Origin of the sequence: Streptomyces sp. NPDC048370 (assembly GCF_043200825.1) — a bacterium.
Lineage (GTDB): Bacteria > Actinomycetota > Actinomycetes > Streptomycetales > Streptomycetaceae > Streptomyces.
This window is the reverse complement of sequence record NZ_JBICYI010000021.1, coordinates 14,046-38,002: the sequence shown is the minus strand read 5'-3', so window position 1 is coordinate 38,002 and position 23,957 is coordinate 14,046. Positions and strand designations below refer to the sequence as shown.

Annotated in this window: 29 protein-coding genes and 4 tRNA genes; 9 read left to right on the top strand and 24 right to left on the bottom strand. The window is 70.2% G+C overall.

Features of this window, described 5'->3' with window-relative positions; genetic code table 11:
• Window positions 1-342: 342 nt before the first annotated feature.
• The 8 genes from rplL to ACGFYP_RS32300 all read right to left on the bottom strand — a co-directional run bounded on the left by rplL (window position 343) and on the right by ACGFYP_RS32300 (window position 5,552).
• Entirely contained in the window at window positions 343-726 is a 384-nt protein-coding gene (rplL, locus tag ACGFYP_RS32335) for a 50S ribosomal protein L7/L12 (protein WP_383179440.1), read from the bottom strand.
• Window positions 727-836: 110 nt separating this feature from the next.
• Entirely contained in the window at window positions 837-1,367 is a 531-nt protein-coding gene (gene rplJ / locus ACGFYP_RS32330; RefSeq protein ID WP_361667498.1) for a 50S ribosomal protein L10, read from the bottom strand.
• Window positions 1,368-1,639: 272 nt separating this feature from the next.
• Window positions 1,640-2,590 carry a hypothetical protein gene (locus tag ACGFYP_RS32325; RefSeq protein WP_393501240.1) on the bottom strand — a complete coding sequence of 317 codons (951 nt, stop codon included), beginning with the start codon at window positions 2,588-2,590 and terminating at the stop codon, window positions 1,640-1,642.
• Between the two features lie 143 nt (window positions 2,591-2,733).
• Window positions 2,734-3,462 carry a 50S ribosomal protein L1 gene (rplA, locus tag ACGFYP_RS32320; RefSeq protein ID WP_384515136.1) on the bottom strand — a complete coding sequence of 243 codons (729 nt, stop codon included), beginning with the start codon at window positions 3,460-3,462 and terminating at the stop codon, window positions 2,734-2,736.
• A 78-nt stretch (window positions 3,463-3,540) separates the two neighbouring features.
• The gene (gene rplK / locus ACGFYP_RS32315; RefSeq protein ID WP_030318720.1) at window positions 3,541-3,975 is read right to left on the bottom strand and encodes a 50S ribosomal protein L11; all 435 of its coding nucleotides are present in this window, start codon (window positions 3,973-3,975) and stop codon (window positions 3,541-3,543) included.
• Window positions 3,976-4,142: 167 nt separating this feature from the next.
• Window positions 4,143-5,045 carry a transcription termination/antitermination protein NusG gene (nusG, locus tag ACGFYP_RS32310; protein WP_393501235.1) on the bottom strand — a complete coding sequence of 301 codons (903 nt, stop codon included), beginning with the start codon at window positions 5,043-5,045 and terminating at the stop codon, window positions 4,143-4,145.
• Window positions 5,046-5,088: 43 nt separating this feature from the next.
• Window positions 5,089-5,376 carry a preprotein translocase subunit SecE gene (gene secE, locus ACGFYP_RS32305; RefSeq protein ID WP_137993978.1) on the bottom strand — a complete coding sequence of 96 codons (288 nt, stop codon included), beginning with the start codon at window positions 5,374-5,376 and terminating at the stop codon, window positions 5,089-5,091.
• Window positions 5,377-5,479: 103 nt separating this feature from the next.
• Window positions 5,480-5,552, bottom strand: a tRNA-Trp gene (locus ACGFYP_RS32300).
• Window positions 5,553-5,755: 203 nt separating this feature from the next.
• On the opposite strand from ACGFYP_RS32300, the gene ACGFYP_RS32295 reads away from it, so the two are divergent.
• Window positions 5,756-6,982 carry a pyridoxal phosphate-dependent aminotransferase gene (locus tag ACGFYP_RS32295; RefSeq protein ID WP_361967825.1) on the top strand — a complete coding sequence of 409 codons (1,227 nt, stop codon included), beginning with the start codon at window positions 5,756-5,758 and terminating at the stop codon, window positions 6,980-6,982.
• 130 nt (window positions 6,983-7,112) lie between these two features.
• Window positions 7,113-8,156, top strand: a complete 1,044-nt coding sequence (locus tag ACGFYP_RS32290; RefSeq protein ID WP_393501231.1) for an adenosine deaminase — start codon at window positions 7,113-7,115, stop codon at window positions 8,154-8,156.
• On the opposite strand, the gene ACGFYP_RS32285 is transcribed toward ACGFYP_RS32290, so the two are convergent.
• Window positions 8,153-8,749 carry a TetR/AcrR family transcriptional regulator gene (locus ACGFYP_RS32285; protein ID WP_393501229.1) on the bottom strand — a complete coding sequence of 199 codons (597 nt, stop codon included), beginning with the start codon at window positions 8,747-8,749 and terminating at the stop codon, window positions 8,153-8,155. The two genes, ACGFYP_RS32290 and ACGFYP_RS32285, sit on opposite strands and share 4 nt — an antisense overlap.
• Before the next feature lie 94 nt (window positions 8,750-8,843).
• Here ACGFYP_RS32285 and ACGFYP_RS32280 point away from each other — a divergent pair, with 94 nt between their 5' ends.
• A complete protein-coding gene (locus ACGFYP_RS32280; protein WP_393501226.1) occupies window positions 8,844-9,476 on the top strand; it encodes an NAD(P)-dependent oxidoreductase in 633 nt (210 codons plus the stop codon).
• A gap of 33 nt (window positions 9,477-9,509) precedes the next feature.
• Here ACGFYP_RS32280 and ACGFYP_RS32275 read toward each other — a convergent pair whose 3' ends face one another.
• From ACGFYP_RS32275 to ACGFYP_RS32230, 10 genes are all read right to left on the bottom strand, one after another.
• Window positions 9,510-10,430, bottom strand: coding sequence for a hypothetical protein (locus ACGFYP_RS32275; protein WP_393501223.1), 921 nt, complete (start codon window positions 10,428-10,430; stop codon window positions 9,510-9,512).
• A complete protein-coding gene (locus ACGFYP_RS32270) occupies window positions 10,430-11,014 on the bottom strand; it encodes a SigE family RNA polymerase sigma factor (protein ID WP_393501220.1) in 585 nt (194 codons plus the stop codon). Before ACGFYP_RS32270 ends, ACGFYP_RS32275 begins: the two co-directional genes overlap by 1 nt.
• 206 nt (window positions 11,015-11,220) lie before the next feature.
• Window positions 11,221-12,312: a UDP-N-acetylmuramate dehydrogenase gene (locus ACGFYP_RS32265; RefSeq protein WP_393501451.1), complete on the bottom strand. Its 1,092-nt coding sequence runs from the start codon at window positions 12,310-12,312 to the stop codon at window positions 11,221-11,223.
• A gap of 188 nt (window positions 12,313-12,500) precedes the next feature.
• Window positions 12,501-13,943, bottom strand: coding sequence for an MFS transporter (locus tag ACGFYP_RS32260; RefSeq protein ID WP_393501216.1), 1,443 nt, complete (start codon window positions 13,941-13,943; stop codon window positions 12,501-12,503).
• 106 nt (window positions 13,944-14,049) lie between these two features.
• Window positions 14,050-14,619 carry a TetR/AcrR family transcriptional regulator gene (locus ACGFYP_RS32255; protein WP_393501213.1) on the bottom strand — a complete coding sequence of 190 codons (570 nt, stop codon included), beginning with the start codon at window positions 14,617-14,619 and terminating at the stop codon, window positions 14,050-14,052.
• Between the two features lie 116 nt (window positions 14,620-14,735).
• On the bottom strand, window positions 14,736-15,164 hold the full coding sequence (locus ACGFYP_RS32250; RefSeq protein ID WP_393501210.1) for a MaoC family dehydratase: 429 nt from the start codon (window positions 15,162-15,164) through the stop codon (window positions 14,736-14,738).
• 3 nt (window positions 15,165-15,167) lie between these two features.
• On the bottom strand, window positions 15,168-15,620 hold the full coding sequence (locus ACGFYP_RS32245) for a MaoC family dehydratase N-terminal domain-containing protein (protein WP_393501207.1): 453 nt from the start codon (window positions 15,618-15,620) through the stop codon (window positions 15,168-15,170).
• 82 nt (window positions 15,621-15,702) lie between these two features.
• On the bottom strand, window positions 15,703-15,867 hold the full coding sequence (gene rpmG / locus ACGFYP_RS32240; RefSeq protein WP_007265873.1) for a 50S ribosomal protein L33: 165 nt from the start codon (window positions 15,865-15,867) through the stop codon (window positions 15,703-15,705).
• Between the two features lie 88 nt (window positions 15,868-15,955).
• A tRNA-Met gene (locus tag ACGFYP_RS32235) sits at window positions 15,956-16,028 on the bottom strand.
• A gap of 44 nt (window positions 16,029-16,072) precedes the next feature.
• A tRNA-Thr gene (locus tag ACGFYP_RS32230) sits at window positions 16,073-16,145 on the bottom strand.
• Between the two features lie 241 nt (window positions 16,146-16,386).
• On the opposite strand from ACGFYP_RS32230, the gene ACGFYP_RS32225 reads away from it, so the two are divergent.
• Together ACGFYP_RS32225 and ACGFYP_RS32220 are read left to right on the top strand one after the other, a co-directional pair.
• On the top strand, window positions 16,387-17,664 hold the full coding sequence (locus ACGFYP_RS32225; protein ID WP_361967847.1) for an amidohydrolase family protein: 1,278 nt from the start codon (window positions 16,387-16,389) through the stop codon (window positions 17,662-17,664).
• A 2-nt stretch (window positions 17,665-17,666) separates the two neighbouring features.
• On the top strand, window positions 17,667-18,323 hold the full coding sequence (locus ACGFYP_RS32220) for an SDR family oxidoreductase (protein ID WP_393501203.1): 657 nt from the start codon (window positions 17,667-17,669) through the stop codon (window positions 18,321-18,323).
• Window positions 18,324-18,383: 60 nt separating this feature from the next.
• Here the strand turns inward: ACGFYP_RS32220 and ACGFYP_RS32215 are convergent.
• Window positions 18,384-18,465: transfer RNA gene (locus tag ACGFYP_RS32215), tRNA-Tyr, on the bottom strand.
• 182 nt (window positions 18,466-18,647) lie between these two features.
• Here ACGFYP_RS32215 and ACGFYP_RS32210 point away from each other — a divergent pair.
• The 3 genes from ACGFYP_RS32210 (at window position 18,648) to ACGFYP_RS32200 (ending at window position 20,387) form a co-directional block, all read left to right on the top strand.
• Window positions 18,648-19,139, top strand: coding sequence for a YajQ family cyclic di-GMP-binding protein (locus ACGFYP_RS32210; protein WP_015035522.1), 492 nt, complete (start codon window positions 18,648-18,650; stop codon window positions 19,137-19,139).
• A 91-nt stretch (window positions 19,140-19,230) separates the two neighbouring features.
• Window positions 19,231-19,728 (top strand): methylated-DNA--[protein]-cysteine S-methyltransferase, encoded by a 498-nt coding sequence (locus ACGFYP_RS32205; protein ID WP_393501199.1) that lies wholly within the window; start codon window positions 19,231-19,233, stop codon window positions 19,726-19,728.
• Between the two features lie 11 nt (window positions 19,729-19,739).
• Window positions 19,740-20,387 (top strand): alpha-ketoglutarate-dependent dioxygenase AlkB family protein, encoded by a 648-nt coding sequence (locus tag ACGFYP_RS32200; protein ID WP_393501196.1) that lies wholly within the window; start codon window positions 19,740-19,742, stop codon window positions 20,385-20,387.
• Window positions 20,388-20,405: 18 nt separating this feature from the next.
• On the opposite strand, the gene ACGFYP_RS32195 is transcribed toward ACGFYP_RS32200, so the two are convergent.
• Complete coding sequence (locus ACGFYP_RS32195) at window positions 20,406-20,675, bottom strand: GlsB/YeaQ/YmgE family stress response membrane protein (protein ID WP_361967855.1); 270 nt, start codon at window positions 20,673-20,675, stop codon at window positions 20,406-20,408.
• A gap of 70 nt (window positions 20,676-20,745) precedes the next feature.
• Between ACGFYP_RS32195 and ACGFYP_RS32190 the strand changes: the two genes are divergently transcribed.
• On the top strand, window positions 20,746-21,993 hold the full coding sequence (locus ACGFYP_RS32190; protein WP_393501193.1) for an APC family permease: 1,248 nt from the start codon (window positions 20,746-20,748) through the stop codon (window positions 21,991-21,993).
• Window positions 21,994-22,012: 19 nt separating this feature from the next.
• Here ACGFYP_RS32190 and ACGFYP_RS32185 read toward each other — a convergent pair whose 3' ends face one another.
• The 3 genes from ACGFYP_RS32185 to ACGFYP_RS32175 form a co-directional block, all read right to left on the bottom strand.
• A complete protein-coding gene (locus tag ACGFYP_RS32185) occupies window positions 22,013-22,414 on the bottom strand; it encodes a YccF domain-containing protein (RefSeq protein ID WP_361967857.1) in 402 nt (133 codons plus the stop codon).
• On the bottom strand, window positions 22,411-23,274 hold the full coding sequence (gene htpX / locus ACGFYP_RS32180; RefSeq protein ID WP_393501190.1) for a zinc metalloprotease HtpX: 864 nt from the start codon (window positions 23,272-23,274) through the stop codon (window positions 22,411-22,413). The genes ACGFYP_RS32185 and htpX overlap by 4 nt, the downstream gene beginning before the upstream one ends.
• A gap of 201 nt (window positions 23,275-23,475) precedes the next feature.
• Window positions 23,476-23,922 (bottom strand): MscL family protein, encoded by a 447-nt coding sequence (locus tag ACGFYP_RS32175; RefSeq protein ID WP_361967861.1) that lies wholly within the window; start codon window positions 23,920-23,922, stop codon window positions 23,476-23,478.
• Window positions 23,923-23,957 lie beyond the last annotated feature (35 nt).

Below are 23,957 nucleotides of genomic sequence, written 5' to 3'. Positions count from 1 at the left end.
TGATGTCCAGGGCGAGTTTTTCGCGACCCTCGTTGTTCTCAACTCCGCGGTACCTCGCGCCGTGCGGCGCACCTCGATACTGCCCGTTCCGCCGTCGATCCATGCCTCGGATACGGATCGTTGTGACGACGCGTCCTGAGAATTGCGCGCTGCGTGCGGTTCGTCAAGGCCCCCCGTCAGCGGGGGCGCACGGCGAAGATCACCATACTCCGCCAGGGGCGGCTCTCCCACCCGTCGCCACGCCCGTTCCCGGGTACGCCGAAGGGCGACCACCCGGATGGGTGATCGCCCTTGGCGAAGCGCCTGAGAGGCGCCTGAGCGAGTCAGGAGACCCGCAGGGTCTTACTTGACCGTGACGGAGGCGCCGGCGGCCTTGAGGGACTCGGCAGCCTTCTCCGCGGCCTCCTTGGCGACCTTCTCGAGAACCGGCTTCGGGGTGCCGTCGACGAGGTCCTTGGCCTCCTTCAGACCCAGGGAGGTGAGCTCACGCACGACCTTGATGACCTGGATCTTCTTGTCGCCGGCGCCCTCGAGGATGACGTCGAACTCGTCCTGCTCCTCGGCGACCTCGGCGGCCGGGCCACCCTGGGCCGGGCCGGCAACGGCGACGGCCGCGGCGGCGGTGACGTCGAACTTCTCCTCGAAGGCCTTCACGAACTCGGAGAGCTCGATGAGGGTCATCTCCTCGAACTGGGCGAGGAGGTCGTCCTGAGAGAGCTTCGCCATGATGGGCGATCCTTCCACTAATTCGGCAGGTGCCGGATGTATATAGAGGCGGGCGTAACGGCCCGCTACGACCCACGCACTAGGCGGCGTGGATCAGTGCGCGAGCCGAATTACTCGGCACCGCCCTGCTCGGCGAGCTTGACGCGAAGCGCCTCCGCGGTGCGGACGAACTTCGACGGCAGCGCCTGGAGGAGCGAAGCAGTCTGGGACTGCTTGCCCTTGAAGGCACCGGCCAGCTTGCTGAGCAGAACCTCGCGGGACTCGAGGTCCGCAAGCTTCTTGAACTCGTCGGCGGACAGCGCCTTGCCATCAAGGACACCGCCCTTGATGACGAGGTTCGGGTTGTCCTTGGCGAAGTCACGCAGAGCCTTCGCCGACTCCACCGGGTCACCGGTGACGAAGGCGGCCGCGGTCGAACCAGCGAGCTGGTCGTCGAGCGACGCGATCCCGGCCTGGTTGGCCGCAATCTTGGTCAGCGTGTTCTTCACCACGGCGTACTGGGCGTTCTCACCGAGCGAACGACGCAGCGTCTTGAGCTGCGCCACGGTGAGCCCCGTGTACGAGGTCAGCACGACGGCGTTCGAGCTGCGGAACTTGTCCTCAAGCTCGGCTACCGCGGCAGCCTTGTCGGGCCTTGCCATAGAGCGTCGGCCTCCTTCCGGGTGATGAGGACCGCTCGGAAGGGGCTGAACAAAACAAAACGCCCCGGCGCAGGCGCACGGGGCTCAGCTCGACCGGATCAAGATCCGGGAACTCTTCCACGACACCTGCGCGGGCCGTTCGCGTCTCAGCGAACCTTCGGCCACCGGACCCTCTGACGAGAGCACGGCAACGACCAGCGGTCTTTGGCTTCTGTGGAAGAGTACGCGACCGGGGCGGCGGGGAGCAAATCCGCCCGTACGGCTCAGCCGGCTCAGGCCTGACCGGCGCCCTCGCCGAGGCCCTCGCCGAGGCCCTTCAGCATCTCGAAGAGGTCGACGGTGTCCTTGGCGGGCGGGGCCTGGACGGCTGCCTTGGCGCCGTAGTCCGAGTAGTGGGCAACGATCTTGACGGCACCCTGGGGCGTCTTCATGCCGATGTCCATCTTCACCGGGTAGCCGTCGCCGTTCACCCAGAGCTCGGTGTCGTACCCGGTGATGCCGGACTTCTTGATGTTGGCGATCAGTTCCTTGCGGTCCTTCTCGGGGAGCACGTCGAGCGACTTGTTCGTCGCGACCATCTGCTCCAGGGTCAGCGAGCCCTTGTAGTGCTGCGCCTCCACGCCGTCGACCTTCTCCGGGCCCACGTGCTTCAGGTTCGGCGAGTCCAGCATCAGGGCGATCTGCTTGGCCGGGTCCTGGTTCATGTTCTCCAGGCCACCGGTCATCGACTTCTGGAAGTCCTTGTCCCCGGACATCTCCGCGGCGGCCTGGAAGTCGAGCTTCATCCAGCGCTTGCCGTCCATCTCGGCGGCCGCCTTCGCGCCGCCGTCCATGTACATCACGCCGTCGAGCATGATCATGCGGATCTCGGAGGGGCCCTCGGGATCCGCGAGCGCGAACGAGGAGCCCTTCATGGTGATGTCCATGACCGCGGGGTCCCAGCCCTGGACGCCGGTCATCTCCATCGTGCCGCCGCCTTCCAGGCCGGCCGGCATCGTCATGGTCATCTTGACCTTCGCGGACTTGGCGGCCGAGGTCTTCTCGTACGCGGCCTGGATGACCTTGGTGACCGCCGCGTGCGTCTGGAGCTGCGGCTTCGCGGGCGCGTCGGCGGCCTTCTTGCCCCCGCCGCCCCCGCCGCCGCCCTCACAGCCCGCGACACCGGCCACGACGGCCACGGCGACCAGCGAGACACCGGCGCGCTTCCACGAGGTCCTGCCCATGAGTCCCCACCCCTTGATCTTCAGTTCGTCGGTCCAAGGAACGGTAACCCACCGCACCGACGGCTCCGTACGAAAAAACCGGCCCCCGGCCCCTCCGAAGAGGGGCTGGGGGCCGGTTCGACCACTCAGCGAGCCTTGGGGGCTCAGACCGCGGCCGGGTCCTCCTCGACGAGGAGGTTGCGGGTGCGGTTGGAGTCCAGCGGGATGCCGGGGCCCATCGTCGTCGTCAGGGTCGCCTTCTTGATGTAGCGGCCCTTGGCGGCGGACGGCTTCAGACGGAGGATCTCATCCAGAGCCGCGGCGTAGTTCTCGACCAGCTTCGTCTCGTCGAAGGAGACCTTGCCGATGATGAAGTGCAGGTTCGAGTGCTTGTCGACGCGGAACTCGATCTTGCCGCCCTTGATGTCGTTGACAGCCTTGGCGACATCGGGGGTGACGGTGCCGGTCTTCGGGTTCGGCATGAGACCACGCGGGCCGAGGACGCGGCCGAGGCGGCCGACCTTGCCCATGAGGTCCGGGGTGGCGACGACGGCGTCGAACTCGTTCAGGCGCTGGCCCTTGGAGATCTCGTCGATGAGCTCGTCGGAACCGACGATGTCGGCGCCAGCGGCAACTGCGGCCTCGGCACGGTCACCGGTCGCGAAGACCAGGACCCGGGCGGTCTTACCGGTGCCGTGCGGGAGGTTCACGGTGCCACGAACCATCTGGTCGGCCTTGCGCGGGTCGACGCCCAGGCGGAAGGCGACCTCGACGGTGCCGTCGAACTTGGTGGCGGCGGTGTCCTTGGCGAGACGGACGGCCTCGAGGGGGGCGTAGTTACGCTCCCGGTCGATCTTGGCGTCCGCGCTGCGGAGAGCCTTGCTGCGCTTCACTTCTGCTCCTGTTGGTTCAGGTATGGAGTCGTGGTGCGGGCCGCGCCGGCCCTACCACTGAGGTCACGAGGGGGGTGATCAGCCCTCGACCGTGATGCCCATGGAACGGGCGGTGCCGGCGATGATCTTCGACGCGGCGTCAAGGTCGTTGGCGTTCAGGTCGGGAAGCTTGACCGTGGCGATCTCGCGGACCTGGGCGGCCGTCAGCTTGGCGACCTTGGTCTTGTGCGGCTCGCCGGAGCCCTTGTCCACACCCGCGGCCTTGAGGATCAGCTTGGCGGCCGGCGGAGTCTTGGTGATGAAGGTGAAGGAACGGTCTTCGTAGACCGTGATCTCCACCGGCACGACCATGCCACGCTGCGACTCGGTCGCGGCGTTGTAGGCCTTGCAGAACTCCATGATGTTGACGCCGTGCTGGCCCAGCGCGGGGCCGACCGGCGGGGCCGGGTTGGCCGCGCCGGCGTTGATCTGGAGCTTGATAAGCCCCGTGACCTTCTTCTTCTTGGGAGGCATTGCTCTCTCCGGGTCCTAGTGAGAGTGTTCAGCCCGCCATCCGGTCATCCGGATGGAGGCATACCGCACAACGATAACGGGTATAGACGTGCGGCTAAAAACCGAGCAGGTCAGAGCGGCTGTGAGAGCCACTCTGACCTGGGTCGGAAACCTGTGAACCGGGTGGGTCAGTTCTTCTGGATCTGGTCGAAGCTGAGCTCGACCGGAGTCTCGCGACCGAAGATCTCGACGAGGCCCTTGACCTTCTTCGAGTCGGCGTTGATCTCGTTGATCGTGGCCTGCAGGGTGGCGAAGGGGCCGTCGGTGACGGTGACCGAGTCGCCGACCTCGAAGTCGAGGACCTCGACGGTGACCTTGCGGGCCGGAGCCGGCTTGCCCTCGGCCTCGGCGGCCTCGCGGGCGGCCTTCTCCTCGGCCTCGGGGGCGAGCATCTTGACGATCTCGTCCAGGGTCAGCGGGTACGGGTCGTAGGCGTTGCCCACGAAGCCGGTGACGCCGGGGGTGTTGCGGACGACGCCCCAGGACTCGTTCGTCAGATCCATGCGGACGAGCACGTAGCCGGGCAGCTTGTTCTGCCGGACGTTCTTGCGCTCGCCGTTCTTGATCTGGACGATCTCTTCCTCGGGCACCTCGGCCTGGTAGATGAACTCCTCGACGTTCAGCGAGACGGCACGCTGCTCGAGGTTGGCCTTCACGCGCTTCTCGTAGCCCGCGTAGGTGTGGATCACGTACCACTCGCCGGGCAGGCCGCGGAGTTCGTCACGCAGCGCCTGGATCGGGTCGACGGGAGCGGCGGGCTCCTCCTCGACCTCGTCGACCTCTACCTCGGCCTCGACGTCGGTGTCCTCGTCGGCGTCGTCAGCCTCGTCCTCGGCGTCGGCGTCCTCGACATCGGCGACGTCATCGTCGGCGTCCTCGGACTCCTCGACCTCGTCCTCGATGTGCAGGGCGGCCTCTTCGGCAGCCTCGCCCGCAGCGGCGTCAGCAGCCTCAGCCTGGTCCTCGTCGGCCGCCTCGAGGATGTCGAGCTCGTCCTCGGAAACAGACTCGTTCAGGTTCGGGTCAGACACGGTGGCTGCTTCTTCCTGGATACAGATGGGGTGGAACAAGAAGTCAGCCGAAGACGTACTTGACTGCTTCCTGGAAGCCATAGTCAATCACGGTCACAAGGCCGATCATGATGACAACGAAGACAATCACTACCGTGGTGTACGTCGTCAGCTGGCTGCGAGTGGGCCAGACGACCTTGCGAAGCTCCGCGACGATCTGGCGGTAGAAGAGCGCGAGACGGCCCAGGGGGCCCTTCTTGCCGCGCTTGCCGCCCTTGCGGGCCTTCTTCTTCGAGTCCGGAGCCTCGTCCTCGGCATCAGGCATGTCGATGGAGCCCACGGCGTCCGTCACGCTTCTCACCTGATCCCGGGTCATGGCAGTGCCGTGCCGGGTGGATCCGCACGGCGGTGCATAGAAGTACGTACATGCGCACACATCCTGGCGGTGTGTGTAGCAGGGCCGGAGGGACTTGAACCCCCAACCGCCGGTTTTGGAGACCGGTGCTCTACCAATTGAGCTACGACCCTTTGTGGCTTCCCCAACCTACCGCATCGTGAGATGTGGTCGGTGAGGGCCAACGAGCAGTGAGTGTACGTGTTCATGAGCCCCGCGTCGAACAGAAAGCAGCCGGGAGTCCCGGCCGACCCACCTACGACCAGGAATGACCGTTCCTGTCCGCTCCCTGAAACCTGTGTGCCGCGTGGGAAGGCGGTCTGGGAGCATGGGCCTCATGAGCGCTGCTACCCCTCCGACCGAGCGCCGGGTCTCCGCCCGCATCGGTGCGATCTCCGAGTCCGCGACCCTCGCCGTCGACGCCAAGGCCAAGGCCCTCAAGGCCGCCGGGCGTCCGGTGATCGGCTTCGGCGCGGGTGAGCCCGACTTCCCGACGCCCGACTACATCGTCGAAGCCGCCGTCGAGGCGTGCAAGAACCCGAAGTTCCACCGCTACACGCCGGCCGGCGGTCTGCCCGAGCTGAAGGCCGCGATCGTCGCCAAGACGCTGCGCGACTCCGGCTACGAGGTCGACGCCTCGCAGGTCCTGGTGACCAACGGCGGCAAGCAGGCCATCTACGAGGCGTTCGCCGCGATCCTCGACCCGGGCGACGAGGTCATCGTCCCGGCCCCGTACTGGACGACGTACCCCGAGTCGATCCGGCTCGCGGGCGGTGTCCCGGTCGAGGTCGTCGCCGACGAGACCACCGGCTACCGCGTCTCCGTGGAGCAGCTGGAGGCGGCGCGCACGGAGAAGACGAAGGTCGTCCTCTTCGTCTCCCCGTCCAACCCGACCGGCGCCGTGTACAGCGAGGCCGAGACCGAGGCGATCGGCCGCTGGGCCGTCGAGCACGGTCTGTGGGTGCTGACGGACGAGATCTACGAGCACCTGGTGTACGGCGGCGCCTCCGCCGTCTCCCTGCCGTCGGTCATGCCGGAGCTGCGCGACAAGTGCATCGTGGTCAACGGCGTCGCCAAGACGTACGCGATGACCGGCTGGCGCGTGGGGTGGATCATCGGCCCGAAGGACGTCGTGAAGGCCGCGACGAACCTGCAGTCGCACGCCACGTCGAACGTGAGCAACGTGGCGCAGGCCGCAGCCCTCGCCGCCGTCTCGGGCAACCTGGACGCGGTCGAGGAGATGGGGCGCGCCTTCGACCGGCGCCGCCAGACCATCGTACGGATGCTCAACGAGATCGATGGCGTCCTGTGCCCGACCCCCGAGGGCGCGTTCTACGTGTACCCGTCGGTGAAGGCGCTGCTCGGCAAGGAGATCCGCGGCAAGCGCCCGCAGGACTCGGTCGAGCTGGCCGCGCTGATCCTGGACGAGGCCGAGGTCGCGGTCGTCCCCGGCGAGGCCTTCGGCACCCCCGGCTACCTGCGGCTCTCGTACGCCCTCGGTGACGAGGACCTGGTGGAGGGCGTGTCCCGGATCCAGAAGCTGCTGGCCGAGGCCCGCGACTGACCACACCTGAACGTTGAAGTGTGAGGGGCCCCTGGTTCTCCGGAACCGGGGGCCCGTTTTTACGTTCTAGCAAGGTCCCGATCGGGGAAAGGGGCTGTGTTCGTCCATTCGGGTGCGGCAAGATCCTTCAATGGAGCACGTTTCCGAGCACGTTTCCCGCGACATCACTCTGCTGCCCAAGGCCCATCTGCACCTGCACTTCACGGGTTCGATGCGGCCCACGACCCTCATCGAGCTGGCCGACAAGTACGGCGTCCATCTCCCCGAGGCCCTGAGCAGCGGCACCCCGCCGAAGCTGCGGGCCACCGACGAGCGCGGCTGGTTCCGTTTCCAGCGGCTGTACGACATCGCCCGGTCCTGCCTGCGGGAGCCCGAGGACATCCAGCGCCTGGTCCGCGAGGCGGCCCAGGAGGATGTGCGGGACGGCTCGGGCTGGCTGGAGATCCAGGTCGACCCGACCTCGTACGCCCCTCTGCTCGGCGGTCTGATCCCGGCCATGGAGATCATCCTGGACGCGGTCGACTCGGCCGCGCGGGAGACCGGGCTCGGGATGCGGGTCCTGGTGGCGGCGAACCGGATGAAGCACCCGCTGGAGGCCCGTACGCTCGCCCGGCTCGCCGTGCGGTACGCGGACCGGGGCGTGGTCGGCTTCGGGCTCTCCAACGACGAGCGCCGGGGCATGGCCCGCGACTTCGACCGGGCGTTCGCGATCGCCCGCGAGGGCGGTCTGCTGGCGGCCCCGCACGGCGGCGAGCTGACGGGCCCCTCGTCCGTGCGGGACTGTCTGGACGACCTCAGGGCGGCGCGGATCGGCCACGGGGTCCGGGCGGCGGAGGACCCGCGGGTGCTGCGCAAGCTCGCCGAGAAGGGTGTGACCTGCGAGGTGTGCCCGGCGTCCAACGTGGCCCTCGGGGTCTACGAGAAGCACGAGGACGTCCCGCTGCGGACGCTCTTCGACGCCGGCGTGCCGATGGCCCTGGGCGCCGACGACCCGCTGCTCTTCGGCTCGCGCCTTGCCGCCCAGTACGAGATCACCCGCCGCCACCACGGCTTCACGGACGCGGAGTTGGCCGAGCTGGCCCGTCAGTCGATCCGCGCGTCGGCGGCTCCGGAGGACGTACGGCAGAAGCTCCTCTCGGGCGTCGACGACTGGCTGGCGACGCCGGCGGCCTAGCCGATCCCGGCCATGAGGGTGCGGGCGAGGGAGCTCGCGAAGGTGTCGAGGTCCTGCGGGGGCCGGCCGTCGCCGGTCATCTCCCAGGCGAAGGCGCGCTGGACGCAGGCGCCCAGGAGCAGCGACGCGGCGGCCAGCGGGTCGGCGGTGGGGCCGATGCGGCCGTGCTGCTGTTCGGCGCGGAGGTAGGCGGCGAGGCCCTCGATCGGGCGGTGGGGGCCGACGCCGAGTTCGCGCATGACGTCGTCGTGGCGGCGCTTGAGGCGCGGTTCGGCGTAGAGCGAGGCGGCGATCGGGAAGGTCTGCTCGTAGAAGAGCGCGGCCTGGCGGGCGATCTCCGTGAGGTTCTCCTCCACACCCCGGCCGCCGGGGTCGACGACGAGGGTGCCGAGGAGTCCGCCGAGCTGGGGCAGCCGCTCGTTGAGGACGGTGACGAACAGGTCTTCCTTGCTCGGGAAGTACTTGTAGAGCGCCGCCTCCGAGCAGCCCGCCTCCTTGGCGATCTCCTTCGTCGTGGTGCGGGCCAGGCCTGCGGTGCGCATGAGGCTGTGGGCCGCGTCGATGATCCGGACGCGGGTCGGCTTCTGGTCCATGCAGGCTCCAACCACACTTGACGGGTGAGTGAATACTCACCCACTCTAGTCGGTGAGTGAACACTTACCCACCCCATCCACAGCGAGGTGTGTCATGAAGCTCACCGTCTTCGGAGCGACCGGCGGAATCGGCCGGGAGATCGTCCGGCAGGCACTCGACGCCGGCCACGACGTGACGGCCGTCGTCCGGGACCCGGCGCGGCTCACCGTCACGGGCGAGCGCCTGGAGGTCTTCCGCGCCGACCTCACGGACCCCGGCGCGCTGCGCGGCGCGGTCACGGGCAAGGACGCCGTGCTCTCCGGCATCGGCGCGCGCAGCCGCGCGGACGCCGGGATCGCCGCGAAACTGACGCGCTCGGTCCTCGCCGCGATGGACGCCGAGAGCGTCCGGCGCCTGCTTGTCGTCAGCGCCGCCCCGCTCGGCCCCGTCCCGGACGGCCAGACCGTCGTCGACAAGGCCGTGCTCGCGATCATCAACTCGGTCCTCAAGGACATCTACGACGACCTGCGCGTGATGGAGGCCGAGGTGGCGGCGAGCGCCACGGAGTGGACGTCCGTACGCCCGCCCAAGCTGACGAACAAGCCCGTCACCGGCCGCTACCGCTCGGTCGTCGGCGGCACCCCGCCCCGGGGCCGCTCCCTCGCCCGCGCCGACGTCGCCCACGCCATGCTGGCGATGATCGACGACCCTGCGACGGTCGGCCAGGGCGTGGGGGTGGCGTACTGAGACCGAGGCCCACCGAGGCCGGGGCGGGAGGCCCTACGTACAGTCGTCGCCCGGCGCCTCCACCGGGCGGTACGTAGTCGTCCGCGGGGTCTCCTCCGCCCCGGCCGGCCACTCGAGGACCGCGGTCCGCTCGGAGGTCAGGGTCATGAAGGCCGCCAGCGGGAGGTCGTTCACCCAGTCGATGATCGTCTGGGTCCTTTCGTCGCTCTCGGCCCGCCAGAGCCGCCCCCCGAAGACCGCGTAGCGCATCCCGCACTCCTTGGTCATGTCGTACGGGTACCTCACGCCCCGCTCCGGCCGCTCCGGGCCGAGCGTGGCGGCAGGGGCGTTCCCGTACCGCCGCCCGGGCTCCTGGCCGAGGCACTCCGGGGCGGGCCCGGCGAGCGGGCGGAAGCGGAGCTCGGGCAGGGCGGGTGTGTCCGTCTCGAAGACGGCCGTGTCCGGTTCGGAGCGGGCGAGTCGGCCGTCCGACCAGCTCATATAGCCCCGCATGCGGTCCCCCGCCCACCGCACGGTGGCCGAGGACCCGCCGTCGGTCCGCTCCCAGACGCGCCCGCCGAAGACGGCGTACCGCAGGTCGCAGACGGCGGAGAGGTCGTAGCGGTAGCGCGTGTTCTCGACCGGCGCGCGGGGCCCGGTGTCCAGCGGGTCGTCGGGTCCCGACGGGGGCTGGGGCCGGTACTTCCCTTCGTACGGGTACGAGGGTGTGGCGGGCCCGGAGGTCGGGCCCGAGGGCAGGGCGGGCGGGGCCGGGTCGGTCCAGCGGACGCCCAGGACCGAGCCGCCCGCGACCGCGAGCGTCGCCGCGCCCGCCGCGAGGGAGCGCCGCAGGTGCCTGACCCGCCGCCCGCGCGCGACGACCGCGCCGAGGGGGGCGGCCCCCGTCTCCCCCTCGCCCCGCCCCTCGGCCAGGTCGCGCAGTCCGCGCCGCAGGGAGTCCTCGGAGTCGTCCATCACGCGCCCCTTCCCGTTCCCGCGTAGCCGCTTCCCGCGCGTCCGTCTCCCGCGCGTCCGTCCCCAGCGCGTCCGTCTCCCGCGTAACCGGCGAGCGCGCCGGTGGCGCGCAGCCGTTCCAGGGCCCTGTTGGTCCGGCTCTTGACCGTCCCGGGCGAGCAGCCGAGCAGTGCGGCCGTCTGTTCCACGGACAGGTCCTCGTAGAAGCGGAGCACCACCACCGCGCGCTGCCCGCGCGGCAGCCCGGCGAGCGCACGGGCCAGTTCGAGGCGCGCGTCGGCGCCACCGGCCATGTCGTGGGTGTCGGGCGCGGGCGCCGAGTCGCCCCCTGACCGCACGACCTCGGTGTGCCAGCGGCGGCGGCGCCAGGTCGCGTAGAGGTTGACGACGACCTTGCGGGCGTACGCCTGGGGCGAGTCCCAGCGGTCCGCGCCGCCCCAGCGCAGGTAGACCTTGACCAGCGCGGCCTGGACGAGGTCCTCGGCGGCGTGCGGGTCCCCGGTCAGGAGCCGGGCGGTGCGCAGGAGTGAGGCGTACGCCGACTCCGCGAAGTCCGCGAAGTCCGGTGGGCCGGTCCCCTCCACGGCTCCCCCCTCGACGAGCGTGCGGCCCCGCTTCCCGGGAGCCTGTCACCCAACTCGACAACCTGGGCGACCCGAAGGGTTCCACGGAAGTCCTACGGAAGCCTCGGAGGCCTCGGCCGAGCACTCCGAAGGCTCAGACGCTGACACCTCCGAGCACTCCGAAGGCTCAGATGCTGACGCCCTCCGAGCACTCCGAAGGCTCGGATTCAGATGCTGACGCCGACCGTCACCGGCTCGTTGACGAGGGTGACCCCGAAGGCGTCCCGGACGCCTGCGACGACCTCGCGGGCGAGCGCGAGGAGGTCCTCGGTGGTGGCCTCGCCCCGGTTGGTGAGCGCGAGGGTGTGCTTGGTGGAGATACGGGCGGGTCCTGAGCCGTACCCCTTGGTGAAGCCGGCCTTGTCGATGAGCCAGGCGGCCGAGGTCTTGACCTGCCCGTCCTCGCCCGCCGGGTAGGCGGGCGCGGCCACGTCCGTGCCGAGCCGCTCGGCGACGCGCGTGAGGAACGTCTCGTACTCCCCCGCCGTCAGGATCGGGTTGGTGAAGAAGGAGCCGGCGGACCAGGTGTCGTGGTCGGCCGGGTCCAGGACCATGCCCTTCCCCGCGCGCAGGCTCAGGACCGTCTCGCGGGCCCGCGCGAGCGGGACGCGGTCACCGGCCTCGACACCGAGGGCGCGGGCGGTCTCCGCGTACTTGATCGGCGCGGACAGCCCGTCCGCGTCCTCCAGCTCGAAGCGGACCCGCAGCACGACGTAGCGTTCCGGGTCGGCCTTGAAGCGGCTGTGGCGGTACGAGAAGACGCAGTCGGCGTTGGTGAGGGTGACGGTCTCGTCGTTCCGGCGGTCGTACGCGACGACCTCGGTGATCGTGGACGAGACGTCCTGCCCGTACGCGCCCACGTTCTGGATCGGGGTCGCGCCGGCGGAGCCGGGGATCCCGGCCAGGCACTCGATCCCGGCGAGCCCGGCCTCGACGGTGCGCGCGACGGCGTCCGTCCAGACCTCGCCGGCGGCCAGCTCCAGCTTCGTACCGTCGAGCGTGAAGCCGGTGGTGGCGATGCGCAGGGCGGTTCCGTCGAAGCCCTTGTCGCCGATGACCAGGTTGGATCCACCGCCGATGACCAGCAGCGGGGTGCCCGCGCGGTCGGCCTCGCGGACAGCGGCGACCACCTCGTCGTCGGTGACGGCCGTGACGAGCCGGGCGGCGGGGCCGCCGAGCCGGAAGGTGGTCAGGGGGGCGAGGGGGGCGTCGTGGAGTTCCTGCACGGGCTCAAGAGTACGGGCCTTCGACTGCCGCAGGAGAAACGTGACGGGCCACCCTCGGCTGCCGGACGAGAAACGTGACGGGCCACCCTCGACTGCCGCAGGAGAGCGGCGGGCCACCCTCGACAGCCGCACGAGAAACGCGGCGGACCATCCTCGGCTGCCGCACGAGAAACGCGACGGGCCCCGCCGCTGCCGACGGGGCCCGCCACGGAACGGTGGCGTCACGCGGGAACGGCGTCACGCTTCTCCGCCTCGGCCCCCTCCGCCTTCGCCGTCTCCCGGGCCTGCCGGCGCCGGGACGGGGCGAAGAGGACCGCCACCGCGCCGAGCGCGACCGCGCCGGAGCCGACCCAGAGCGCGGGCTGCAGGCCGTCCACGAACTGCTGTGCCGATCCGTAACCGCCCTGCGCGGCGAAGATCGAGGCCATCACGGCGACGCCGAGCGCGCCGCCGACCTCGCGGAGGGCGTTGTTCGCGCCGGACGCGATGCCCTGCTCGGACGGGCGGACGCTCGACATGACCAGGTTGGCCGCCGGGGCGAAGTAGAGCGCCATGCCGACGCCGCTGATGATCAGGGCGGGGAGCTGGGCGGCGTACGAGGCGTCGGAGGTGACGACGAGCGCGAACCAGGCGAGGCCCAGGGCCTGGAGGGCGAGCCCCACCGCGACCACCGGGCGGCCGCCGATCCGGTCGGACAGCGCGCCCGCCAGCGGCGCGACGATCATCGGCATGCCGGTCCAGGGCAGCATCCTCAGCCCCGCCTCGGTCGGCGAGTACCCGAGGACGCCCTGCATGTACTGGCTGAGCAGGAAGATCGAGCCGAACATGCCGAGGAACATCAGCAGGCTCGCCGCGTTGATCCCGGCGAAGGCGCGGTTGCGGAAGAGCCGCATGGGCAGCATCGGCGCCTTGCCGCGTATGCCGTGGCGGACGAAGCCGACGAGGAGCGCGCCGCCGACGACGAGTCCGGTGAGCACGGTGCCGGAGGTCCAGCCGTCGATCGGGCCGCGGATCAGCGCGTACACGATGCCGAAGAGGCCGCCGCTGGCGAGGAGCGTGCCGACGATGTCGAGGCGGGCACCGGTGCCGTACGACTCGGCCAGGCGGAGCCGGGCGAGCGGCAGCAGGACGAGGCCGAGCGGAACGTTCAACCAGAAGATCCACTGCCAGGAGATGTGCTCGGTGAGGCTGCCGCCGATGAGGGGCCCGGAGGCGACGGCGAGTCCGTTGACGGCGCCCCAGATGCCGAACGCCATGCCGCGCTTGGCGGCCGGGACGGCCGCGGTGAGCAGGGTGAGGGTGAGCGGCATCATGATCGCGGCGCCGACGCCCTGGACGGCGCGGGCGGCGATCAGCGCGTCGATGTCCGGCGCGAGCGCGGCGCCGGCGGAGGCGAGGGTGAAGATCGCCACTCCGACGACGAAGAGCCGGCGGCGGCCGAAGCGGTCGCCGAGGGCGGCACCGAACATCAGCAGGACGGCGAACGTGAGGGTGTACGCGCTCACGGTCCACTCGAGGTCGTGCAGCGCTCCCCCGAGGTCCTCGCGGATCGAGGGCAGGGCCGTGGTGACGACGAGGTTGTCGAGGGCCGCCATGAATCCGGCGACGCTGGTGATGACGAGGGCCCAGACGGTCGAACCGCGGCGGGCTGCGGGCTGGTTCATGGCTCTACCTCTCGAAACTCCAGTTAGTTATTGATTACTAACTTCCGCGATCATGAGAAACCGCGGCGGGCGGACGATGTGTGGCGATGCCTGGCGACGCGTGGCGCTACTTCTCCAGTCGGCCGAGGCTCCGGGCGGAGGGGTAGAACCCCTCCCAGACCCGGTGCTCGGGCGGGAAGCCCATGGCGACGAGGGTGTTGATGAGCATCCCGTACGCCAGGAAGGTCGTGGTCTCGTTCGCGTCGGCGCCGAGCGCGAGATGGACGGTCTCCCAGAGTTCCATCCAGCCCGCTCGCACGGCCTCGCCGAACTCGTGGTCACCGGCCGCCTCGGCGGCGGCGACCGTCGCGTACACCTGCATCTGCATCAGGAGCCGATCCGGGTCCTCCGCGATGATCCTGGTGTACGCGTTGGCCATGGCGCGCATGGCCTCCTCGCCCGACAGCCCTTCGGCGGCATCCACGAAGACCTTGACGGTGTCGGCGATGCAGCGTTCGGAGGCGGCGAGGAAGATCGCCTTCTTTCCGGGGAAGAGCCGGAAGAGGTACGGCTGCGAGACGCCGACGCGCTTGGCGATGGCGTCGGTGGACGTGCCGTAGTACCCGCCGCGACTGAACTCGCTCATCGCGGCACGGATCACGCTCTCGCGTCGCTCCTCCGCACTCATCCTGGCCATATTTCAAAGTTAGTACTCAATCACTAACCAGGCAAGCGCGGAGAAGGGGCGGCCGCACACTGGCGACCGCCCCTTCTCCGTCGGTACGAAGTACGAGCTACGAGGCGCTACGGGGGCTACGCGAGCCTGACCACGGCCCGGGACATGCCCAGGACCTTCTGGCCCGCCGACATCGCGGTCAGGTCAACCCGGACCAGACCGTCGTCCAGCTTCGCCGCGACCTTGGCGCTGACCTCGATGAGCGCGCCCTTGTCGTCGTTCGGGACGACCACGGGCTTGGTGAAGCGGACGCCGTACTCGACGACGGCGGCCGGGTCGCCGGCCCAGTCGGTGACGACGCGGACGGCCTCGGCCATGGTGAACATGCCGTGCGCGATGACGTCCGGCAGGCCGACCTCGCGGGCGAACTTCTCGTTCCAGTGGATCGGGTTGAAGTCCCCGGAGGCACCGGCGTACTGCACCAGCGTGGCGCGCGTCACCGGGAAGGAGCACGCCGGCAGTTCGGTGCCGACCTCGACCTCGTCGTAAGCGATCTTCGCGGTCATGGCTCAGGCCTCCTCGGGCGCGCGGGACACGAGCTTGGTCCAGGCGGTCACGACGTGCTCGCCGGACTCGTCGTGGACCTCACCGCGGATGTCCAGGATGTCGTTGCCCGCCATCGACTTGATCGCCTCGATGGTCGAGGTGACCGAGAGCCGGTCGCCCGCCCGCACCGGTCGGGTGTAGACGAACTTCTGGTCGCCGTGCACGACGCGGCTGTAGTCCAGGCCGAGCTGCGGGTCCTCGATGACCTGACCGGCCGCCTTGAACGTGATCGCGAACACAAAGGTCGGCGGGGCGATCACATCGGGGTGGCCGAGGGCCTTCGCCGCTTCCGTGTCGACGTAGGCCGGATTCGCGTCACCGATCGCATCGGCGAACTCGCGGATCTTTTCGCGGCCGACCTCGTAGGGCGCGGTGGGCGGATAGGTCCGGCCCACGAAGGACTGGTCGAGCGCCATGGACTCGATACCTCCTGGATTTGTTGCCGACAAACGACACGAGGCCGCCCCCTGGCGGGGACGGCCTCGTGAACGAGCCTGATTAGCGCGTCTCGCGGTGCGCAGTGTGCGAGTTGCAGCGAGGGCAGTGCTTCTTCATCTCCATGCGATCCGGGTTGTTACGCCGGTTCTTCTTGGTGATGTAGTTCCGCTCCTTGCACTCCACGCAGGCCAGCGTGATCTTCGGGCGGACGTCGGTGGCAGCCACGTGAGTGCTCCTTGGACGGACGATGGACGGATGAACGCATAAAAGAGTAGCCGATCGAAGGACCGACCCCACAATCGGCTACCGTGTGTAGCGGTGACCGGACTTGAACCGGTGACACAGCGATTATGAGCCGCTTGCTCTACCGACTGAGCTACACCGCTTTGATGATCTGGTTCCCGCCCGAGGGCGGGGTCCTTCTCACCAGAGCCCCAATACGGAATCGAACCGTAGACCTTCTCCTTACCATGGAGACGCTCTACCGACTGAGCTATTGGGGCGAGCGATGAAGACATTACACGGTCCTCCGCCGATCGCCCAAATCCGTTTCGGAGCCCCTGCGGGCGGCCACGCGCGCGTGTCCGCCACGCCCGTCTCGTACGCCACACGTGGACTCATCAGTACGACTATTGCCCACCTCCTCGAAGGGCGGGCGGACCGCCCCTAGGCTCGGCCCCACGCTGCGTGATCTTGATCTTGAGCTGAACCTGACCGTGAGCTCGAGGAGCCTTGAGGAGGCCGATGTCAGCCGACAGCAAGCAGCCCCAGCCACCTGACGACCGGTCCGCTGCCACCGCCGACTCCACCTCGCTCCTGCTCTCCAACGCCCGGCTCACCGACGGGCGGACGGTCGACGTCCGCCTCGTCGGCGGGCGGATCGAGGCCGTCGGCACTGCGGGCAGCCTCACCGCCGTCGGCGCCCGCGTCGACCTCGCCGGCTATCTGCTGCTCCCCGCCCCCGCCGAGCCGCACGCCCACGCCGACACCGCGCTCAGCGCCGACTCCCCGGGCCCCGTCTCGTACGCCACCGACGAGGTGCAGCGGCGGGCCACCGAGGCCGCGCTGCTCCAGCTCGGCCACGGCGCGACCGCGCAGCGCGCCCATGTGCGGATCGGCGACGTGCACGGGCTCGGCCCGCTGGAGGCCGTCCTCCAGGCCCGGCGCTCGCTGCGCGGCCTGGTGGACCTGACCACGGTCGCGGTGCCGCGGCTGCTGACCGGCACGGCGGGCGCGGACGGGCTCGCGATGCTGCGGGACGCCGTGAAGATGGGCGCGAGCGTGGTGGGCGGCTGCCCGGACCTCGATCCGGACCCGGCGGGGTACGTGGAGGCGGTCCTCGAGGTGGCGGCCGAGCAGGGCTGCCCGGTCGACCTGCACACCGACGCGGACGACCCGGCGCGGCTCGCGCGGTTCGCGGCCATGGCGGGCGGGCTGCGGCCCGGGGTGACGATCGGCCCGTGCGCGGGGCTCTCCCGGCTGCCCTCGGACGCGGCGCGGCGGGCCGCGGACCAGCTGGCGGCGGCCGGTGTGACGGTGGTCTGCCTGCCGCAGGGCGGCTGCGAGGCGGCCGGCCGGCGCGGCGCGGCGCCGGTCCGGCTGCTGCGGTCGGCGGGAGTGCGGCTCGCGGCGGGCAGCGGGGCGCTGCGGGACGTCTCCAACCCGGTGGGGCGCGGGGATCCGTTGGAGGCCGCGTACCTGCTCGCCTCGCTCGGCGGGCTGCCGGCCGAGGACGCGTACGGGGCGGTGAGCGCGGCGGCGCGCACGGCGATGGGGCTTGCGGAGGTACGGGTGGAGGCCGGGTTCCCGGCCGAGCTGCTCGCGGTGCGCGGAGAACGCCTCTCGGGCGTGCTGTCGCTTGCGTACAGCCGGATCGTGGTGCACCGGGGCCGGGTGGTGGCGCGCACCAGCGCCGTACGGGAGTACTGCGACTCGGCGGCGGCGCTGGATCTGCCGCGCCAGGCGCGGCCCGAACGTCCGGAGCCGGGAAGCCCTCCGGCCGGTCCCGTCGTACGGTCGTGAGTATGCGCATTGTCATCGCTGGAGGACACGGTCAGATCGCCCTGCGTCTGGAGCGGCTGCTCTCGGCGGCGGGGCACGAGCCCGCGGGGCTCATCAGAAACCCGGCCCAGGCCGACGACCTGCGGGCGGCCGGCGCGGAACCGATCGTCCTGGACCTGGAGTCGGCCACGGTGGAGATGGTCGCCGCGGTCCTGCAGGGCGCGGACGCGGCGGTCTTCGCGGCGGGCGCGGGCCCGGGCAGCGGCGTGGGCCGCAAGGACTCGGTGGATCGCGGTGCGGCGGTCCTCTTCGCCGAGGCGGCGGAACGAGCGGGCGTGCGCCGCTACATCGTGGTCTCCTCGATGGGCGCGGACTCCAGCCACCCGGGCGACGAGGTCTTCGACGCCTACCTGCGCGCCAAGGGCGCGGCGGACGACGACGTACGCGCGCGTGAGGCCCTGGACTGGACGATCCTGCGCCCGGGCATGCTGACGAACGACGCGGGCACGGGCCTGGTCCGCCTGGGGGCCTCGACGGGCCGCGGCCCGATCTCCCGCGACGACGTGGCGGCGACCCTCGCGGAACTCCTGGACACCCCGGCGACGGCGGGCCTGACCCTGGAACTGATCAGCGGCTCGACCCCGGTCTCGGTCGCGGTGAAGGACGTCGCGGGCAACTGACCTGCCGACGAACAACGAAAAAGGTCCCCGGTGCGAACACCGGGGACCTTCTCTATCGCGTGGCGGCGCCAGGATTCGAACCTGGGTAGGCAGAGCCGACGGATTTACAGTCCGTTCCCATTGGCCACTCGGGCACACCGCCATGGGATGTCGCTGCTCGGAGCCGCTTTTCGGCGGTGCTCCGTGGCAACGACGTAAACGATACCCGATGACCGGGGGTGCTTCGCCACCGGATTGATCAGCGGTTCGGGGGTGATCGGATGACTAGGCTTGCCCCGTACGCCAACGCAACCGCAACGCATTCGACGCAAGGAGCCACACGTCATGGCCGACTCCAGTTTCGACATCGTGTCCAAGGTCGAGCGGCAGGAGGTCGACAACGCCCTCAACCAGGCCGTGAAGGAGATCTCCCAGCGCTACGACTTCAAGGGAACCAACGCCTCGATCTCGTGGTCGGGCGAGAAGATCCTCATGCAGGCGAACGGCGAGGAGCGCGTCATGGCGATCCTCGACATCTTCCAGACCAAGCTGATCAAGCGCGGGATCTCGCTGAAGTCGCTGGACGTCGAGGGCGAGCCGCAGCTGTCCGGCAAGGAGTACAAGCTCTTCGCGTCGGTCACCGAGGGCATCTCCCAGGAGAACGCCAAGAAGGTCGCGAAGGCCATCCGCGACGAGGGCCCCAAGGGCGTCAAGGCGCAGGTCCAGGGCGACGAGCTGCGGGTCAGCTCGAAGAGCCGGGACGACCTGCAGGCCGTGCAGGCGCTGCTCAAGGGCAAGGACTTCGACTTCGCGATCCAGTTCGTGAACTACCGGTAGTCCACCCCAGCTGCGTGTCCGAAAACCGCCAGCCCGGAGCCGGCGGGCCTCGCACACTGGACGAGAAGTGAGCGCGAGGAGAGGAACCGCCATGACGGTGTACGCGTACGTCGACGGGCCCCTGGGCCGGATGCTGCTCGTCGGGCGGACCGCCGCCGGCGAGGCGGGCCCGGTCGAGCTCGTCTCGCTGTCGCTGCCCGGGCAGAAGGGCGGTGCCGCCGTCGAGGACGGCTGGCGGCACGCGCCCGAGGCCTTCGAGGAGGTCGCCGGCCAGCTGGAGGAGTACTTCGCCGGGCGCCGCGAGGACTTCGACATCCCGTTCGCGGACGGCGGTACGGAGTTCCAGCGGCGCGTCTGGCGGGCCCTGGAGGAGATCCCGTACGGCAGCACCGTCTCGTACGGCGACATCGCCCGGAAGGTCGGCTCCTCGGGGGCCGCCGTCCGCGCCGTCGGCACCGCCATCGGGCGCAATCCGCTGCTCGTGGTGCGGCCGTGCCACCGGGTGGTCGGCGCGGACGGGAGTCTGCGCGGGTACGCGGCGGGCCTGGAGCGCAAGGAGCGGCTGCTCGGCCTGGAGCGGGCGATGTGATGGACGGGGCGATGGAGGCACTGGACGGGACGCCGGACGGGCTCTTCCCGCGCGAACGGGCCGTCGTCGCCCCCGGCGCCGTGCACGTGCCCGGGTGGCTCTCCCCCGACCGGCAGCGGGAGTTGGTGGCCGCGTGCCGGGAGTGGGGGCGCGGGCCCGTGACGTACCGGCACACCGTGCTGCCGGGCGGCGGAGTCATGTCGGTGCGGTCGCTCTGCCTGGGGCGGCGCTGGGTTCCCTATCGGTATCTCGATGCCGTGGACCTCGAAATACCCCGGTGGCTCTGCGACTTGGGGCGTGCCGGGGTCCGCGAAGCCTATGGGGAGGACCTGGACTTCGCGCCCGACACCGCCCTCGTGAACTTCTACGACGCGGGCGCCGGCGCCAAGATGGGGCTGCACCAGGACAAGGAGGAGCGGTCCGGGGCGCCGGTGGTGTCGTTGAGTCTCGGCGACCGTTGCGTCTTCCGGTTCGGGAACACCGAGAACCGGGGAAAGCCGTACACGGATGTCGAGTTGGCGTCCGGGGATCTCTTCGTCTTCGGCGGGGCGTCGCGGTTCGCGTACCACGGCGTTCCCAAAGTCCTTGCCGGGAGCGGCGATCCGGAGCTGGGGCTCGTCGGACGGCTCAACATCACCCTCCGCGAGACCGGGCTCTGAGTCTCTGGCGCGAGGTCTCTAGCGCGAGCGCGAGTGGCCGAAGAGGATCCGGTACGCGATCAGCAGCACCAAAGCGCCGCCGATCGCCGAGATCCAGGTGGCCGTGTCGTAGAAGCCGGTGGCGATCGGGCGGTCCAGGAAGGTGGACGAGATCCAGCCACCGGTGAAGGCGCCGGCTATGCCGATGAGGGTCGTGCCGATGAGGCCGCCCGGGTCGCGGCCGGGGAGCAGGACCTTGGCGACGACGCCCGCGAGCAGGCCCAGGACGATCCAGCTGATGACGTTCATGTCCGGAAGGACGCGGGAGCGGCGGGAGCGGTTGCGACGGGCCCCTGGGCCCACCCGTAGTGTGCCGTGCATGACACACGAATTGCGCCGCTCCCTCGGCGTCTTCGACGCCGTCGTCATCGGGCTCGGCTCGATGGTGGGCGCCGGGATCTTCGTCGCCCTCGGCCCCGCGGCCGGGGCGGCCGGTGCGGGGCTGCTGCCGGCGCTCGGGCTGGCCGGGCTCGTCGCGTACTGCAACGCGATGGCCTCGGCCCGGCTCGCCGCGCGCTACCCGGCCTCGGGCGGCACGTATGTGTACGGTCGCGAACGCCTCGGGCCGTTCTTCGGGTACCTCGCGGGCTGGGCGTTCGTCGTCGGCAAGACGGCCTCCTGCGCGGCGATGGCCCTCACCGTCGGGGCGTACGTGTGGCCGGAGCAGGCGCACGCGGTGGCGGTCGCGGCCGTGGTGGCGCTGACGGCGGTGAACTACGGCGGTGTACGGAAGTCCACGCTCCTGACACGCGTGGTCGTCGCGCTGGTGCTCGCCGTCCTCGCGGCCCTGATCGTCACGACCCTGAGCACGGGAGAGGCCGACTTCGGGCGGCTCGCGCCCGACGCCGAGGTGACGGCGGGCGGCGTGCTCCAGGCGGCGGGGCTGCTCTTCTTCGCGTTCGCCGGGTACGCGCGGATCGCCACGCTCGGCGAGGAGGTACGCGATCCGGCCCGGACCATCCCCCGGGCCGTGCCGCTCGCCCTCGGCATCGCGCTGGCCGTCTACGCGGCGGTGGCCGTGGCCGTCCTGGCCGTCCTCGGGCCGCAGGCCCTCGCGGCCTCCCCCGCCCCGCTGGTCGACGCGGCCCGGGCGGCGGGCGCGGGGTGGCTGGTCCCCGTCGTCGTGGTCGGCGCGGCGGTCGCCGCGCTCGGCTCGCTGCTCTCGCTGATCCTCGGGGTGTCCCGTACGACACTGGCGATGGCCCGGGACGGCCATCTGCCGACGGCGCTCGCCGCCGTCCACCCCCGCTTCCAGGTGCCGCACCGGGCGGAGCTCGCGGTGGGCGCGGTGGTGGCCGTGGTGGCTGCCACGGCGGACGTGCGGGGCGCGATCGGCTTCTCGTCCTTCGGCGTCCTCGTCTACTACGCCATCGCCAACGCCTCCGCGTGGACCCTGGGCCGCTCGCACCGCCCCCTGGCCGCCCTGGGCCTGGCCGGCTGCGCGGCCCTGGCCTTCGCCCTGCCCCCCGGCGCCGTCCTGGCGGGCCTCGGCGTCCTGGCGGCCGGCACGGTCGCCTACGCGGTCAGCCGAGGCCGTGGGCGGCGCGAGCACCACCCGCGGCCTTAGCGACCGCGTGAAGCGCGGGTCAGTGGGCCGTGTACGGGTAGGCGGCCTCGTTCGTGCGGACGATCTCCTTGCCCAGGGGCAGCAGCGAGACCGGGATCAGCTTGAAGTTGGCGATGCCCAGCGGGATGCCGATGATCGTGATGCAGAGGACGATGCCCGTCGTGATGTGGCCGAGCGCGAGCCACCAGCCCGCGAGGATCAGCCAGAGGACGTTGCCCACGCAGGACGGCGCGCCCGCGTCCCGGCGGTCCACGACCGTGTAGCCGAAGGGCCAGAGGGCGTAGACGCCGATGCGGAAGGCGGCGAGGCCGAAGGGGATGCCGATGATCGTGATGCACAGCAGGATGCCCGCCAGCATGTAGCCGAGGAACATCCAGAAGCCGCACAGGACGAGCCATATGACGTTCAGGATTGTTTTCACGGGCGGTGACCTGCCATCTGTTCGAGTCGGGCGATGCGCTCCGCCATCGGCGGGTGCGTCGAGAACATCTTCGAAACGCCTTTGCCCGCTCCGAAGGGGTTCGCAATCATCATGTGGCTCGCGGTCTCGATCTTCGGCTCCGGCGGCAGCGGAAGCTGCTTCGTACCCGCGTCGAGCTTGCGAAGTGCGCTGGCCAGGGCCAGTGGATCGCCGGTGAGCTGGGCGCCCGAGGCGTCCGCCTCGTACTCCCTGGACCGGCTGATCGCCAGCTGGATCACCGAGGCGGCGACCGGGCCGAGGATCATGATCAGGAGCATACCGAGCAGACCGGGGCCGTCGTCGTCGCTGGAGCGGCCGACCGGGATCAGCCAGGCGAAGTTGACCAGGAACATGATCACGGAGGCGAGCGCTCCGGCGACCGAGGAGATCAGGATGTCCCGGTTGTAGACGTGGCTGAGCTCGTGGCCGATGACCCCGCGCAGCTCGCGCTCGTCCAGGATCGCGAGGATCCCCTCGGTGCAGCACACCGCCGCGTTGCGCGGGTTCCGACCGGTCGCGAAGGCGTTCGGCGCCTGGGTGGGCGAGATGTAGAGCCGGGGCATCGGCTGCCGGGCCTGGGTGGAGAGCTCGCGCACCATCTTGTAGAGCGCGGGGGCCTCGAACTCGCTCACCGGGCGCGCGCGCATGGCCCGCAGGGCCAGCTTGTCGCTGTTCCAGTAGGCGTACGCGTTGGTGCCGAGCGCCACGAAGAGCGCGACGATCAAACCCGTACGTCCGAAGAAGCTGCCGATGACGATGATGAGGGCCGAGAGCCCTCCGAGGAGTACGGCGGTCCTCAGCCCGTTGTGCCGGCGGTGCACGGTACGCCCTCCAAGTGGTGCGGCAGGGGAACCCTTTGCTCGGTGGTGGTCCACCTCGTCCAGTGGACCCTCCCGTACTGGTCAACGCCAGGCGGAAGGCTCCGGTTCCCCTGCCCCCACGGGGGCCGGCGTGGGCCGTACGGGTGAAGCCTGCGGATCCGTACGGTCCGCGCGGTGTGTCAGCGCGGAGCCGGGAGTGTGTCAGCGCGGAGCCGGGAGGTTCTCCAGCGCGGTGGCGACGGGCTCGACCTCGCTGGTGCAGTGGGCGCAGCGGGTGGCGACGGCCGGGATCTCGGAGAAGCAGTGGGGGCAGTCGCGCTTCTCGGACTTCCCGTCGGCCTCCTCCTTGGCGAACCTCTCCTGGACCTTCGTCATGGGGACGACGATGAAGAAGTAGAGCACCGCGGCGGTGATCGCGAAGGCTATGGCGGCGGAGATGGCCAGGCCGTACGGGAAGATCGTCTGCCCGACCTTGAACTTCGCCTCGCTGAAGTCGCCGACCGAGCCGGTGGCGAGACCGATCAGCGGGGTGATGAAGGCCTTGCTGAAGCCGGTGACGACGGCCGTGAACGCGGATCCGACGGCCAGACCGATGGCCATCGAGATGACGTTCCCGCGAAGTATGAAGTCCTTGAAACCGGTCAGCACGGGTGAAGCTCCTTGACGCAATTCTCTGTGGGGGT